This is a genomic window from Streptomyces sp. NPDC058579 (genome assembly GCF_042718575.1).
GTDB lineage: Bacteria > Actinomycetota > Actinomycetes > Streptomycetales > Streptomycetaceae > Streptomyces.
On the sequence record NZ_JBHXPI010000003.1, the window covers coordinates 279,519 to 293,339 of the forward strand.

General features: G+C 71.1%; 12 protein-coding genes. 8 read left to right on the forward strand and 4 right to left on the reverse strand.

The annotated features are described in order from the left end of the window. Positions 1-51: 51 nt before the first annotated feature. Positions 52-312 carry a hypothetical protein gene (locus tag ACFWRO_RS06510; RefSeq protein ID WP_384505119.1) on the reverse strand — a complete coding sequence of 87 codons (261 nt, stop codon included), beginning with the start codon at positions 310-312 and terminating at the stop codon, positions 52-54. A gap of 52 nt (positions 313-364) precedes the next feature. Between ACFWRO_RS06510 and holA the strand changes: the two genes are divergently transcribed. After that, positions 365-1,351: a DNA polymerase III subunit delta gene (holA, locus tag ACFWRO_RS06515; RefSeq protein WP_384505121.1), complete on the forward strand. Its 987-nt coding sequence runs from the start codon at positions 365-367 to the stop codon at positions 1,349-1,351. A gap of 562 nt (positions 1,352-1,913) precedes the next feature. Here holA and rpsT read toward each other — a convergent pair. Then, a complete protein-coding gene (gene rpsT, locus ACFWRO_RS06520) occupies positions 1,914-2,180 on the reverse strand; it encodes a 30S ribosomal protein S20 (RefSeq protein ID WP_384505124.1) in 267 nt (88 codons plus the stop codon). 185 nt (positions 2,181-2,365) lie between these two features. Here rpsT and lepA point away from each other — a divergent pair, with 185 nt between their 5' ends. From lepA to hemW, 3 genes are all read left to right on the forward strand, one after another. Continuing rightward, entirely contained in the window at positions 2,366-4,234 is a 1,869-nt protein-coding gene (gene lepA / locus ACFWRO_RS06525; protein ID WP_384505127.1) for a translation elongation factor 4, read from the forward strand. Positions 4,235-4,488: 254 nt separating this feature from the next. Next, a complete protein-coding gene (locus ACFWRO_RS06530) occupies positions 4,489-6,363 on the forward strand; it encodes an AMP-dependent synthetase/ligase (RefSeq protein ID WP_384505130.1) in 1,875 nt (624 codons plus the stop codon). 141 nt (positions 6,364-6,504) lie between these two features. Continuing rightward, on the forward strand, positions 6,505-7,737 hold the full coding sequence (hemW, locus tag ACFWRO_RS06535; protein ID WP_384505133.1) for a radical SAM family heme chaperone HemW: 1,233 nt from the start codon (positions 6,505-6,507) through the stop codon (positions 7,735-7,737). A 199-nt stretch (positions 7,738-7,936) separates the two neighbouring features. On the opposite strand, the gene ACFWRO_RS06540 is transcribed toward hemW, so the two are convergent. Both ACFWRO_RS06540 and ACFWRO_RS06545 read right to left on the reverse strand, forming a co-directional pair. Further along, on the reverse strand, positions 7,937-8,737 hold the full coding sequence (locus ACFWRO_RS06540) for a DUF3097 domain-containing protein (protein ID WP_384505136.1): 801 nt from the start codon (positions 8,735-8,737) through the stop codon (positions 7,937-7,939). Positions 8,738-8,747: 10 nt separating this feature from the next. Continuing rightward, positions 8,748-9,470: an MBL fold metallo-hydrolase gene (locus tag ACFWRO_RS06545; RefSeq protein ID WP_384505139.1), complete on the reverse strand. Its 723-nt coding sequence runs from the start codon at positions 9,468-9,470 to the stop codon at positions 8,748-8,750. A gap of 199 nt (positions 9,471-9,669) precedes the next feature. Here ACFWRO_RS06545 and hrcA point away from each other — a divergent pair, with 199 nt between their 5' ends. The 4 genes from hrcA to ACFWRO_RS06565 all read left to right on the forward strand — a co-directional run bounded on the left by hrcA (position 9,670) and on the right by ACFWRO_RS06565 (position 13,758). After that, a complete protein-coding gene (hrcA, locus tag ACFWRO_RS06550) occupies positions 9,670-10,689 on the forward strand; it encodes a heat-inducible transcriptional repressor HrcA (RefSeq protein ID WP_362006465.1) in 1,020 nt (339 codons plus the stop codon). Continuing rightward, positions 10,690-11,829 (forward strand): molecular chaperone DnaJ, encoded by a 1,140-nt coding sequence (gene dnaJ, locus ACFWRO_RS06555; RefSeq protein WP_384505142.1) that lies wholly within the window; start codon positions 10,690-10,692, stop codon positions 11,827-11,829. 109 nt (positions 11,830-11,938) lie between these two features. Continuing rightward, positions 11,939-13,018: a nitronate monooxygenase gene (locus ACFWRO_RS06560; protein ID WP_384505145.1), complete on the forward strand. Its 1,080-nt coding sequence runs from the start codon at positions 11,939-11,941 to the stop codon at positions 13,016-13,018. Next, positions 13,015-13,758 carry a 16S rRNA (uracil(1498)-N(3))-methyltransferase gene (locus ACFWRO_RS06565; RefSeq protein ID WP_384505147.1) on the forward strand — a complete coding sequence of 248 codons (744 nt, stop codon included), beginning with the start codon at positions 13,015-13,017 and terminating at the stop codon, positions 13,756-13,758. Before ACFWRO_RS06560 ends, ACFWRO_RS06565 begins: the two co-directional genes overlap by 4 nt. Positions 13,759-13,821 lie beyond the last annotated feature (63 nt).

A 13,821-nucleotide genomic window follows, 5' to 3' on the forward strand; every position in this document is an offset into this window, starting at 1 on the left:
CTGATCGTTCCGGTCGTTCCGGTGGGGAGCTGAGCGTTGTGCTGGGTCCCTCTAAGGGGCTTCCAGCCAGCCCTCGTACTCCGCCGCCAGCTCGTCCAGCGCCGACGAGTCGAGGCGGCCCTCCGGGTCCTCCACGACGACCAGCCACTGCGCGTCCTCGGCGTCGTCCTCGCCGGCCAGCGCGTTCCGTACGAGCTGGGGCTCCTCGGCGACGCCGAAGCGCGCGGGGAGTTCCTCGGCCACCTCTTCGGCGGCGTCGCGGTCGGGCAGTACCAGTACGTGTCGTTCACTCACCCCGTCATTCTCGGGCATGGGGATCGGTGCCGGGGGTCGGTGTCAGTGGGGCGTGGGATGCTGGTTCGCGATGGCCACCAGGAAGAATTCGAACGACGATCTCCTCGCCCCCGTCACGCTCGCCGTGGGCCAGGAGGACCTGCTCCTCGACCGCGTGGTCCAGGAGGTGGTGGCGGCTGCCCGGGCCGCCGACGCCGACACGGACGTACGGGACCTCAACTCCGAGCAGCTCCAGCCCGGGACGCTCGCGGAGCTGACGAGCCCGTCGCTCTTCGCAGAGCGCAAGGTGCTGGTCGTGCGGAACGCGCAGGACCTGTCCGCGGACACGATCAAGGACATCAAGGCGTACCTCGACGCGCCCGTCGAGGACATCGCCCTTGTGCTGCTGCACGCGGGCGGCGCCAAGGGGAAGGGCCTCCTGGACGCGGCGCGGAAGGCGGGCGCGCGGGAGGTGGCCTGTCCGAAGACGACGAAGCCGGCGGAGCGGCTGACGTTCGTACGGCAGGAGTTCCGGGCGCTGGGGCGGTCGGCCACGCCGGAGGCGTGCCAGGCGCTGGTGGACTCGATCGGCAGCGATCTGCGGGAGCTGGCGGCGGCGGTGTCGCAGCTGACGGCGGACGTGGAGGGGACGATCGATGAGACGGTCGTCGGGCGGTACTACACGGGGCGGGCGGAGGCGTCGTCGTTCAACGTGGCCGACCGTGCGGTGGAGGGGCGGGCGGCGGAGGCGCTGGAGGCGCTGCGCTGGTCGCTCTCGACCGGCGTCCCGCCGGTCCTGATCACCAGCGCGCTGGCGCAGGGCGTCCGGGCGATCGGCAAGCTGTCGTCGGCGCGGGGCGGGCGGCCGGCGGATCTGGCGCGGGAGCTGGGGATGCCGCCGTGGAAGATCGACCGCGTGCGGCAGCAGATGCGGGGCTGGACGCCGGACGGGGTGTCGCTGGCGCTGCGCGCGGTGGCGGAGGCGGACGCGGGTGTGAAGGGCGGGGGGGACGACCCGGAGTACGCGCTGGAGAAGGCGGTGGTGGCGGTGGCTCGGGCGGCGAGGTTGAGGCGGTAGGGGTGGCCCCGGGTTCGGTGCGGGCCCGGGCCTGTTCCGGGGGCCGGGGGCCGGGGGTGCGCGGGTGCCGGTGCGTTGCGCCCGGGGCGGTTGAATCCCCCACCCCGCCCCTTCCCGAAACCCTGCCGGGGGCTGGTGGGGGTTGAGGTTCACCCGGGGCTTCGCCCCGGCCCCCGGCGGGTTGCGGCAGCTTCGCGCCGCGGAGGGTAGCGGCCCGGGTGGTGAGGTGCGGGGAGCTGAGTCCCGGCCCCCAGCGTGAGGCGGCGGCTTCGCGCCGCTGTCTGGGGCTGCGCCCCGGCCTCAGGAGGGTGGCGGCAGCTTCGGGCCGCGAGGTGGTGCGGGTCCGGGTTGGAGGCGGCAGCTTCGTGCCACGAGGTGGGACCTGGGCCCCGGGTACGGCGAAGGCCCCGGTGTTCCTGGGGAAGGAAGTGGCGGGGCCTTCGGCGTATGACTTTGGGCTCGTGCACGCGTGGCGAACGCGTGTCGCGCGCGAGTCCGGGGTGCCGGGTGGGAGCGGGAGAGAGGGCCCGCTGGGTCCCGTCCGGCGTTACATCAGAGGGGCTCAGCCCTGCAGGGTGGCAGCCTTGGTGGCCAGCGCCGACTTCTTGTTGGCGGCGGCGTTCTTGTGGATGACACCCTTCGAGACAGCCTTGTCGAGCGCGCGGGAGGCGGCGCGAGTAGCCACGACGGCCTTCTCGACGTCACCCGCAGCGACGGCCTCGCGGGCCTTGCGGATCGCGGTCTTGAGCGAGGACTTGACGGCCTTGTTGCGCAGGCGCGCCTTCTCGTTCGTCTTGTTCCGCTTGATCTGGGACTTGATGTTCGCCACGAAAAGAGCCTTTTCAGGTTCGGTGTTGTTTCTGAGGAGTGCCCCATCGCTGAGAGGGCGTACGAGACACAGCTGTCCACGTTATCAGGGCATAGAAGCTCTGCCCAAACCGAGCGGTGGCTCCCACTCGTGGGACGATGGAGCCTACGTATCCAACCGACCATCGCCCCGAGACGAGACCTTGCGTGCCCGCGACTCCTACCCACGTGCCTGAGCCGAGCCGTACCGACCCGGCGTTGATCCGCAATTTCTGCATCATCGCGCACATCGACCACGGCAAGTCCACACTCGCCGACCGGATGCTTCAGCTGACCGGTGTGGTCGACCAGCGGCAGATGCGCGCCCAGTACCTCGACCGGATGGACATCGAGCGCGAACGCGGGATCACGATCAAGTCCCAGGCGGTGCGTCTTCCCTGGGCGCCCACCGAGGGCGAGGGCCAGGGGAAGACCCACATCCTCAACATGATCGACACCCCCGGGCACGTCGACTTCACCTATGAGGTCTCGCGGTCCCTGGCGGCCTGCGAGGGTACGGTCCTGCTCGTCGACGCGGCCCAGGGCATCGAGGCGCAGACGCTCGCGAACCTGTACCTGGCGATGGAGAACGACCTCACCATCGTTCCCGTACTGAACAAGATCGACCTGCCCGCCGCGCAGCCGGAGAAGTTCTCCGAGGAGCTCGCCAACCTCATCGGCTGCGACCCCGATGACGTGCTCAAGGTCTCCGCCAAGACCGGTCTCGGCGTCGAGGCGCTGCTCGACCGCGTCGTCGCGACCGTGCCGGCCCCCGTCGGTGTCGCCGACGCGCCCGCCCGCGCGATGATCTTCGACTCCGTCTACGACTCCTACCGGGGCGTCGTCACGTACGTCCGTGTCATCGACGGTCAGCTCAGCAAGCGTGAGCGCATCAAGATGATGTCCACCGGCGCCACCCACGAGCTCCTGGAGATCGGCGTCTCCTCTCCGGAGATGACGCCGTCCGACGGCCTCGGCGTCGGCGAGGTCGGTTACCTGATCACCGGCGTCAAGGACGTCCGGCAGTCCAAGGTCGGTGACACGATCACCAGCCTGGTCAAGGGCGCGACCGAGGCCCTCGGCGGGTACAAGGACCCCAAGCCGATGGTCTTCTCCGGTCTCTACCCGCTCGACGGCTCGGACTACCCCGAGCTGCGCGACGCCCTCGACAAGCTGCAGCTCAACGACGCCGCGCTGGTCTACGAGCCGGAGACCTCCGCCGCCCTCGGCTTCGGCTTCCGCGTCGGCTTCCTCGGCCTGCTGCACCTGGACGTGATCCGGGAGCGCCTGGAGCGCGAGTTCGGTCTCGACCTCATCGCCACCGCGCCGAACGTCGTCTACCGCGTCGTGATGGAGGACGGTAGCGAGCACACCGTTACCAACCCGAGTGAGTTCCCCGAAGGCAAGATCGACGAAGTCTTCGAGCCCGTCGTGCGCTCCACGATCCTCGCCCCGAGCGAGTTCATCGGCTCGATCATGGAGCTGTGCCAGACCCGGCGCGGCACGCTGATCGGCATGGACTACCTCTCCGAGGACCGGGTGGAGATCCGCTACACCCTCCCCCTCGCCGAGATCGTCTTCGACTTCTTCGACCAGCTGAAGTCCAAGACGCGCGGTTACGCCTCCCTCGACTACGAGCCCACCGGCGAGCAGGCTTCCAGCCTGGTCAAGGTCGACATCCTGCTGCACGGCGACAAGGTCGACGCCTTCTCGGCGATCACGCACAAGGACGCCGCGTACGCGTACGGCGTGCGGCTCGTCGCCAAGCTGCGCGAGCTCATCCCGCGCCAGGCCTTCGAGGTGCCGATCCAGGCCGCCATCGGCTCCCGGGTCATCGCCCGCGAGACCATCCGCGCCATCCGGAAGGACGTCCTCGCCAAGTGCTACGGCGGTGACATCTCCCGTAAGCGGAAGCTGCTGGAGAAGCAGAAGGAAGGCAAGAAGCGGATGAAGATGGTCGGCTCGGTGGAGGTCCCGCAGGAGGCCTTCATCGCCGTTCTGTCGAGCGACGAGTCCGGCGGCAAGGCCAAGAAGTAGAAGAAGCAGGAGAAGCAGCCGGCGGACGCATCCGTCGGATGCGTCGCCAGGATGCGTCGAATGGGTCCCCGCACCGGCAGTGCGGGGGCCCGTTCGTCTTTGGTTCTGTTATCAACCGGGTATGAAGAGGCGGCCCGCAGCCTCTTACGCGCCGGTCCCCGGCGCCTTACTCTGATCGCGGCTCGAAGGTTACTCGCGAGTTAGTACGCATGGAACGCACCGCCAGAACGCACCGCCGCCGCCCGGAGGACGTCGTGAGCGACACACAGACCCAGATCGAGAACCGGCCGCCCTCGGTGGCGAACCTTTTCCTTGAGCGCGTGGAGCGGACCCCCGACGCGGAGGCCTACCGCTACCCCGTTCCGGCGGCCGACGGCCAGGGTCCGGACGACTGGAAGTCGCTCAGCTGGGGACAGGCCGCCGAGCGGGTCTACGCGATCGCGGCGGGTCTGATGGATCTGGGCGTCCAGCCGGAGGAGCGCATCGCCCTCGCCTCCTCGACCCGGGTGGAGTGGATCCTCTCCGACCTCGGTGTGATGTGCGCGGGCGCCGCCACCACCACCGTCTACCCGCAGACCAACGCCGAGGAGTCGGCGTTCATCCTCTCCGACTCCGAGTCCAAGGTGCTCATCGCGGAGGACGCGGCCCAGCTGGCCAAGGCCCGCGAGACCCGCGCCGACCTGCCCGGCCTCCACCACGTCGTCGTCATCGACGCCACGGGTGTCGAGAGCGACGACTGGGTCCTCTCCCTCGCGGAGCTGGAGGCGCGCGGCAAGGCGTACCTGGAGAAGCACCCGGACGCCGTCAAGGAGCGCGTCTCGGCCATCACCTCCCAGCAGCTCGCCACCCTCATCTACACCTCCGGCACCACCGGCCGCCCCAAGGGCGTCCGGCTCCCGCACGACAACTGGTCGTACATGGCCAAGGCCATCGCCGCGACCGGCCTGGTCACCCAGGAGGACGTCCAGTACCTCTGGCTGCCGCTCGCGCACGTCTTCGGCAAGGTGCTCACCTCCGGCCAGATCGAGGTCGGCCACGTCACCGCCGTCGACGGCCGCATCGACAAGATCATCGTGAACCTGCCGGTGGTCCAGCCGACGTACATGGCCGCCGTGCCCCGGATCTTCGAGAAGGTCTACAACGGCGTCGCCGCCAAGGCGCGCGAGGGCGGCCCCGCCAAGTACAAGATCTTCCAGTGGGCGGCGGGGGTGGCCCGCGAGTACGCCAAGGTCACCCAGGACAACTTCCGCCGTACCGGCACGGCCTCCGCGCCCTTCGGCCTGGAGGCGAAGCACAAGGTCGCCGACGCGCTGGTCTACAAGAAGCTCCGCGAGGCCTTCGGCGGCCGGCTGCGCGCCGCCGTCTCCGGCTCCGTCGCGCTGGCGCCCGACATCGGCTACTTCTTCTCCGGCGCGGGCATCCACATCCTGGAGGGCTACGGCCTGACGGAGTCCAGCGCCGCGTCCTTCGTCAACCCGGGCGAGGCGTACCGCACCGGCACCGTCGGCAAGCCGCTGCCCGGCACCGAGGTCCGGATCGCCGACGACGGCGAGATCCTGCTGCGCAGCCCCGGCATCATGGAGGGCTACCACGGCCTGCCGGAGAAGACCGCCGAGGTGCTCGAGGCGGACGGCTGGTTCCACACGGGCGACATCGGTGAGCTGTCCGCCGACGGCTATCTGCGGATCACCGACCGCAAGAAGGACCTGTTCAAGACCTCGGGCGGCAAGTACATCGCGCCGACCGAGATCGAGGGCCAGTTCAAGGCCGTCTGCCCGTTCGTCTCCAACATCGTCGTCCTGGGCGCCGACCGGAACTACTGCTCCGCGCTCATCGCCCTCGACGAGCCCGCCATCCTCGGCTGGGCCGCCGAGCACGGCCTCGCGGGCAAGCCGTACGCCGAGGTCGTCGCCGCCCGGCAGACCCAGGAGATGGTCCAGGGGTACGTCGACCGGCTCAACGAGGGCGTGCAGCGGTGGCAGACGATCAAGAAGTTCCGGCTGCTGCCGCGGGACCTGGACGTCGAGCACGGTGAGCTGACGCCGTCGCTGAAGATGAAGCGGCCGGTGGTGGAGCGGACGTACAAGGACCTGATCGAGGAGATGTACGCGGGGGCGCGGGAGGCGTAGGGCTTCTGGGGGTTCCTGGGGCTTCCGGGGCTTCCGGGGTCTCCAGGGATTCCGGGGCCTTCCGGGGCTTCCACGGTTGGCCCCCTGCGAAGTTATCCACAGGTCGGTCGGCTTCGTCGGGCGGTACGGGACAATGGGCTCATGCCTTCCGTACTGCCCGATGGTGAGCCCATGCCCGAGGACGGGGCGCTTCCCGCACACGCCCTGGAAGGGGCCGGGGAGCGGCCGCTCGGGTTCTATCTGCACGTGCCGTACTGCGCCACGCGGTGCGGCTACTGCGACTTCAACACGTACACCGCGAGCGAGCTGCGCGGTGCCGGCGGCGTGCTCGCCTCCCGGGACAACTACGCGGGGCAGGTCGTCGAGGAGATACGCCTTGCCCGCAAGGTGCTCGGTGACGACCCGCGCCCTGTGCGGACCGTCTTCGTCGGCGGGGGTACGCCCACGCTGCTCGCCGCCGGGGATCTCGTCCGGATGCTGGGGGCGATCCGGGACGAGTTCGGGCTCGCGGACGACGCCGAGGTGACGACGGAGGCGAACCCGGAGTCGGTGGACCCGGCGTACCTGGAGGAGCTGAGGGCCGGTGGCTTCAACCGGGTGTCCTTCGGGATGCAGAGCGCCCGCCAGCACGTCCTGAAGGTCCTCGACCGCACGCACACCCCGGGACGGCCCGAGGCGTGCGTCGCCGAGGCGCGGGCGGCGGGCTTCGAGCACGTGAACCTCGACCTCATCTACGGGACGCCCGGGGAGTCCGACGACGACTGGCGGGCGTCGATCGAGGCGGCGATCGGGGCTGGGCCCGACCATGTCAGCGCGTACGCGCTGATCGTCGAGGAGGGGACGCAGCTGGCGCGGCGGATCCGGCGGGGCGAGGTGCCGATGACGGACGACGATGTGCACGCGGACCGGTACCTGATCGCCGACTCCGTCTTCGCGGAGGCCGGCTTCGACTGGTACGAGGTGTCGAACTGGGCCACGTCCGAGGCCGGGCGGTGCCTGCACAACGAGCTGTACTGGCGCGGTGCCGACTGGTGGGGCGCGGGGCCCGGGGCGCACTCGCACGTGGGCGGTGTGCGGTGGTGGAACGTGAAGCATCCGGGGGCGTATGCGGCGGCGCTGTCCTCCGGTAGGTCGCCGGGTGCGGGGCGGGAGGTCCTGTCGGCGGAGGACCGGCGGGTGGAGCGTGTGCTTCTGGAGCTACGGCTCCGGGAGGGGTGCCCGCTGGAGCTCCTGCGTCCGGACGGGCTGGCCGCGTCTCGCAAGGCCCTCGCGGACGGGCTCCTCGACGCCGGGGCGTACGGGGAGGGGCGCGCGGTCCTGACCCTGCGGGGTCGCCTGCTGGCCGACGCGGTCGTCCGGGACCTGGTGGACTAGGACGCCGGCCCCTGGGCGGGGGCCTGGGGCCTTTTCCAGCGCGCCCACCCCGTGCGAGGGGCCTGGAAGCGCACCGCCCCCGTGGGTTGTGCCCACCCGTTCCGCCCTGCGGAACGATTGCCCACAACGGTGGGGGTGGGTTCGGCGTCGGGGTTTGCGCCCACGGCGGTTGGGTGGGGGAGTCGACGCCGCCGAGGGGCTATGGGGCTGTGACGAAGTCGATTAGTTCTTCTACTCGGCCCAGGAGTTGGGGTTCCAGGTCCTTGTACGAGTGGACCTTGGACAGGATGTGTTGCCAGGCCGCGCCTGTGTTCGGGGGCCAGCCCAGGGCTTCGCAGATGCCTGTTTTCCAGTCCTGGCCGTGGGGGATCCTTGGCCAGGAGGCGATGGCCAGGGACGACGGCTTCACCGCCTCCCAGATGTCGATGTACGGGTGGCCGACGATCAGGACGTCCGCGGACGAGATCTGGGCCGCGATGCGGGACTCCTTCGAGCCGGGGACCAGGTGGTCGACCAGGATGCCCAGGCGGGCGTCCGCCGCCGGGGCGAAGTCGGCGACGATCGCCGGGAGGTCGTCGATGCCCTCCAGGTACTCCACCACCACGCCCTCGATCCGCAGGTCGTCGCCCCAGACCCGCTCCACCAGCTCGGCGTCGTGCCGGCCCTCCACGTAGATCCGGCCCGCCCGTGCCACCCTCGCCCGCGCCCCCGGGACCGCGATCGAGCCCGAGGCCGTGCGCGTAGGCCGTGCCTGCCCCGACGCCGGGCGTACCAGTGTCACCGGTTTGCCCTCCAGTAGGAACGCCCTCGGGTCCATCGGGAACACCCGGTGCTTGCCGAAGCGGTCCTCCAGCGTCACCGTGCCCGCCTCGCAGCGGATCACCGCCCCGCAGAACCCCGTCGAGACCTCCTCCACCACGAGGTCCACCTCCGCCGGCACCTCCGGCACCGGGGCGGATCGCTTCCAGGGGGGCGTCAGGTCCGGGTTGTAGCTGCGCATTCGCGTGACGTTATGCGACGGCGAAGCGCCGTGCCAGTTCCTCGCGTTGGCGTCGTACGAACGTGGCGTCCACCACCGCACCGTGGCCCGGTACGTACACCGCGTCCTCGCCGCCCAGGGCGAGCAGCCGGTCCAGGGCGTCCGGCCAGCGGGACGGGATCGCGTCCGGGCCCGCCTGCGGCTCCCCCGACTCCTCCACCAGGTCCCCGCAGAAGACGATCTCCGGCTCACCGGGGACCAGGAGCGTCAGGTCGTGCGCCGTGTGGCCCGGGCCCACGTTCGCCAGCAGCACCTGCCGGCCGCCCAGGTCCAGCGTCCACTCCCCGGAGACCACGTGGTGCGGCGCCACCAGCACGTCAGCCGCCTCCGCCGCCGCGAACGCGTCCACCCCGTGCCGTACCGCGTCCGCCATCAGCTCGCCGCCCTCCCGACGCAGCAGCGCGTCCACGCCCACCGCCCCGTACACCTCCGCACCCGCGAACGCCGCCGTGCCCAGTACATGATCGAAATGGGGGTGACTCAGTGCGATGTGCGTCACTCTTCGGCCCCGGGTCAGGCCCTCGATCTGGGTGCGCAGCGCCGTTCCCTCCCGCAGCGTCGAGCCCGTGTCGTACAGCAGTACCGCCTGTTCGCCCACCACCAGGCCCACCGTGGCGTCCCAGCCGGGCAGCCTGCGCCGCCCCACGCCGTCCGCGAGCCGCTCCCAGCCGAACTCTTCCCAAGCGACATCCATACCGCGACGCTATCCGCAAGGACGCGACCACCGACGTGGACTCGGACGCGGACTCCGACGCGACCTCCGTCGCGGCCTCCTTGCCAGGAGCGATGCCCGCCGCCGTACACTGGCCGGGGGATTCCTGGCACTCGGGCAGGGCGAGTGCCAAATACGGAGCAACCGAAGCAAGCCGATACGACAGCTGGAGGTGTGCGCGATGCTCAGCGAACGCAGACTCGAGGTGCTGCGCGCCATCGTCCAGGACTACGTCGGGACGGAGGAGCCGGTCGGCTCCAAGGCGCTCACGGAGCGCCACAAGCTCGGCGTCTCGCCCGCCACCGTGCGCAACGACATGGCCGTCCTGGAGGACGAGGGCTACATCGCCCAGCCCCACACCAGCGCCGGCCGCATCCCGACCGACAAGGGCTACCGCCTCTTCGTCGACCGGCTCGCGGGCGTCAAGCCGCTGTCGACGCCCGAGCGGCGCGCCATCCACAACTTCCTCGACGGAGCCGTCGACCTCGACGACGTTGTCGGGCGCACGGTCCGGCTGCTCGCGCAGCTGACCCGCCAGGTCGCCGTCGTCCAGTACCCGTCGCTGACCCGCTCGACGGTCCGGCACGTGGAGCTGCTCGCGCTGGCGCCCGCCCGGCTGATGCTCGTGCTCATCACGGACACCGGCCGCGTCGAGCAGCGCGTCATCGACTGCCCCGCACCCTTCGGCGAGACCTCCCTCGCCGACCTGCGCGCCCGGCTGAACAGCCGGGTCGTCGGCCGCCGTTTCGCGGACGTGCCGCAACTGGTGCAGGATCTCCCGGAGTCCTTCGAGGAGATGGAGGACCGCGGGACGGTCTCGACCGTGCTCGCGACCCTGCTCGAAACCCTGGTGGAAGAGCACGAGGAGCGGCTGATGATCGGCGGTACCGCCAATCTCACCCGCTTCGGCCATGACTTCCCCCTCACGATCCGGCCTGTGCTCGAAGCACTCGAGGAGCAGGTCGTGCTCCTCAAGCTGCTCGGCGAGGCCAAGGACTCGGGCATGACCGTACGGATCGGGCACGAGAACGCCCATGAGGGCCTCACCTCCACGTCCGTCGTCGCGGTCGGCTACGGTTCGGGCGACGAGGCAGTCGCCAAACTCGGCGTGGTCGGACCGACCCGCATGGACTACCCCGGAACGATGGGAGCGGTACGCGCAGTGGCACGTTACGTCGGACAGATCCTGGCGGAGTCGTAAGTGGCCACGGACTATTACGCCGTGCTCGGCGTACGCCGCGACGCTTCCCAGGACGAGATCAAGAAGGCATTCCGGCGGCTCGCGCGCGAGCTGCACCCGGATGTGAATCCCGATCCGAAGACGCAGGAACGGTTCAAGGAGATCAACGCCGCGTACGAGGTGTTGTCGGACCCGCAGAAGAAGCAGGTCTACGACCTCGGCGGCGACCCGCTGTCCGCGTCCGGCGGCGCCGGTGGTGCCGGCGGCTTCGGCCAGGGCGGCTTCGGGAACTTCTCGGACATCATGGACGCGTTCTTCGGTACGGCGTCCCAGCGCGGGCCGCGCTCGCGCACCCGGCGCGGCCAGGACGCGATGATCCGGCTGGAGATCGACCTCAACGAGGCCGCCTTCGGCACGACGAAGGACATCCAGGTCGACACGGCCGTCGTCTGTACGACGTGCTCGGGTGAGGGTGCCGCGCCCGGCACCTCCGCGCAGACCTGTGACATGTGCCGCGGCCGCGGTGAGGTCTCGCAGGTCACCCGGTCCTTCCTGGGCCAGGTCATGACCTCCCGCCCCTGCCCCCAGTGCCAGGGCTTCGGCACCGTCGTCCCGACCCCGTGCCCCGAGTGCGCGGGCGACGGGCGGGTCCGTTCGCGGCGCACGCTGACCGTGAAGATCCCGGCCGGTGTCGACAACGGCACGCGCATCCAGCTCGCCGGCGAGGGCGAGGTCGGCCCGGGCGGCGGCCCGGCGGGCGACCTGTACGTGGAGATCCACGAGGTCCCGCACGAGACCTTCCAGCGGCGCGGCGACGACCTGCACTGCACGGTGACCATCCCGATGACGGCGGGCGCGCTCGGCACGAAGGTGCCGCTGCAGACGCTCGACGGGCTCGAAGAGGTCGACATCCGCCCGGGCACCCAGTCCGGCCAGTCCATCCCGCTGCACGGGCGCGGCATCACGCACCTGCGCGGCGGCGGCCGCGGCGACCTGATCGTCCACGTCGAGGTGACGACCCCGTCGAAGCTCGACGCCGAGCAGGAACGGCTGCTGCGCGACCTCGCGGTGCTGCGCGGCGAGGAGCGGCCCACGGGGCAGTTCCAGCCGGGGCAGCAGGGGTTGTTCTCGCGTTTGAAGGACGCGTTCAACGGGCGGTAGGGCCTACGTTCTGCCTGGAAGGGCGGCACTCGCGACGAGCGGTGCCGCCCTTCCGCGTGCCCGAAACGACGGATTCGGACACCGACCGTCGGCATGGCACGATGCCTGCATGTCCACCGCGCTGAACGATCTCTCCCGGTACCCGATCGTGCAGGCCCCCATGGCAGGTGGCGCCGCCAGTCCGCAGCTCGTCGGGGCGGTGTGCGAGGCCGGTGGGCTCGGGTTTCTCGCCGGGGGGTACAAGACCGCCGGCGGGCTGTACCAGGAGATCAAGCAGGTGCGCGGGCTGACCGGGCAGCCCTTCGGCGTCAACCTCTTCATGCCGCCCGGCGGACAGCACGCCGACCCCGCCGCCGTCGAGGTGTACCGGCACCAGCTCACCGGGGAGGCCACCTGGTACGAGACGGAGCTCGGCGACACCGACAGCGGGCGCGACGACGCCTACGACGCCAAGCTCGCGATCCTGCTCGACGATCCCGTGCCCGTCGTCTCGTTCACCTTCGGCTGCCCCGACCGCGACACCTTCGACGCCTTCGCCCGCGCCGGTACGTTCACCGTCGTCACCGTCACCTCCGCCGAAGAGGCCCAGGCCGCCCAGTGGGCCGGGGCCGACGCCGTCTGCGTGCAGGGCGTCGAGGCCGGCGGGCACCAGGGCACGCACCGCGACGACCCGGACGCCGCGCTCGCCGGTACGGGGCTCCTCACACTCGTCACCCAGGTCCGGGAGACCGTCCAGCTGCCGATCGTCGCGACCGGCGGCATCATGCGCGGCGCCCAGATCGCCGCCGTCCTCGCCGCCGGGGCCGACGCCGCCCAGCTCGGCACCGCGTTCCTCGTCTGCCCCGAATCGGGCGCCCACGCGCTGCACAAGCAGGCCCTGACCAACCCGCTCTTCGTCCGCACCGAGCTCACCCGCGCCTTCTCCGGGCGCCCCGCGCGCGGGCTCGTCAACCGCTTCATGCGCGAGCACGGGCCGTACGCCCCCGCCGCCTACCCCGAGGTCCACCACCTCACCGCGCCCCTCCGCAAGGCCGCCGCCACCGCCGGTGACGCGCAGGGCATGGCCCTGTGGGCCGGCCAGGGGCACCGGCTCGCCCGCGACCTCCCCGCCGGCCAGCTCGTCGAGGTGCTGGCCGCCGAACTCGACACCGCACTGACCGCGCAGGCCCACAGGAGCTCCGCCCCATGACCGCACCCGTCTTCGTCGTCGAGGCCGTCCCCGGCACCGGCACCTTCCTCCTCGACGGCCCCGAGGGCCGCCACGCCGTCGCCGTGAAGCGGCTGCGCGCGGGGGAGGAGCTCGTCCTCACCGACGGGCGCGGCACCTGGGCCGACTGCGTCGTGATCGCCGCCGAGGGCAAGGACCAGCTGACCGTCCAGGTCTCCGCCACGTACGAGGAGGCCGAGCCCACGCCCCGTATCACCGTCGTCCAGGCGCTGCCCAAGGGCGACCGGGGCGAACTGGCCGTCGAGATCATGACCGAGACCGGTGTCGACGAGATCGTGCCGTGGGCCGCGTCCCGCTGCATCACCCAGTGGAAGGGCGACCGCGGGCTCAAGGCCCTCGCCAAGTGGCGGGCCACCGCGCGCGAGGCCGGGAAGCAGTCGCGCCGTACGCGCTTCCCCGAGGTCGCCGACGCGATGACCACCAAGCAGGTCGCCGCGCTCCTCGCGGGCGCCGACTTCGCCGCCGTCCTCCACGAGGACCGGGACCACCCCAGCGGCGCCCTCGCCGACGCCGAACTCCCCGCCGAGGGCGACATCGTGCTCGTCGTCGGGCCCGAAGGGGGTGTCTCTCCCGAGGAGTTGGCGGCCTTCGAGGAGGCGGGCGCGAAGCCGTACCGACTGGGGCGGAGCGTGCTGCGTACGTCCACGGCGGGTACGGCTGCCACGGCCCTGCTCCTCGGCCGCACGGGCCGCTGGAGCTAGGGGCCCAGTCCCTCGCCAGAACCCGGTGGACGTCCGCCCGGGGCCGCTCCCTAGGCTGGGCCG

Bases quoted from the DNA above. Each gene is read 5' to 3' on its own strand.
- ACFWRO_RS06560 (WP_384505145.1), top strand. From the start codon at position 11,939: ATGTCCACCGCGCTGAACGATCTCTCCCGGTACCCGATCGTGCAGGCC.
- ACFWRO_RS06545 (WP_384505139.1), bottom strand. From the start codon at position 9,470: ATGGATGTCGCTTGGGAAGAGTTCGGCTGGGAGCGGCTCGCGGACGGC.
- hrcA (WP_362006465.1), top strand. From the start codon at position 9,670: ATGCTCAGCGAACGCAGACTCGAGGTGCTGCGCGCCATCGTCCAGGAC.
- ACFWRO_RS06510 (WP_384505119.1), bottom strand. From the start codon at position 312: ATGCCCGAGAATGACGGGGTGAGTGAACGACACGTACTGGTACTGCCC.
- holA (WP_384505121.1), top strand. From the start codon at position 365: ATGGCCACCAGGAAGAATTCGAACGACGATCTCCTCGCCCCCGTCACG.
- hemW (WP_384505133.1), top strand. From the start codon at position 6,505: ATGCCTTCCGTACTGCCCGATGGTGAGCCCATGCCCGAGGACGGGGCG.
- ACFWRO_RS06540 (WP_384505136.1), bottom strand. From the start codon at position 8,737: ATGCGCAGCTACAACCCGGACCTGACGCCCCCCTGGAAGCGATCCGCC.
- ACFWRO_RS06565 (WP_384505147.1), top strand. From the start codon at position 13,015: ATGACCGCACCCGTCTTCGTCGTCGAGGCCGTCCCCGGCACCGGCACC.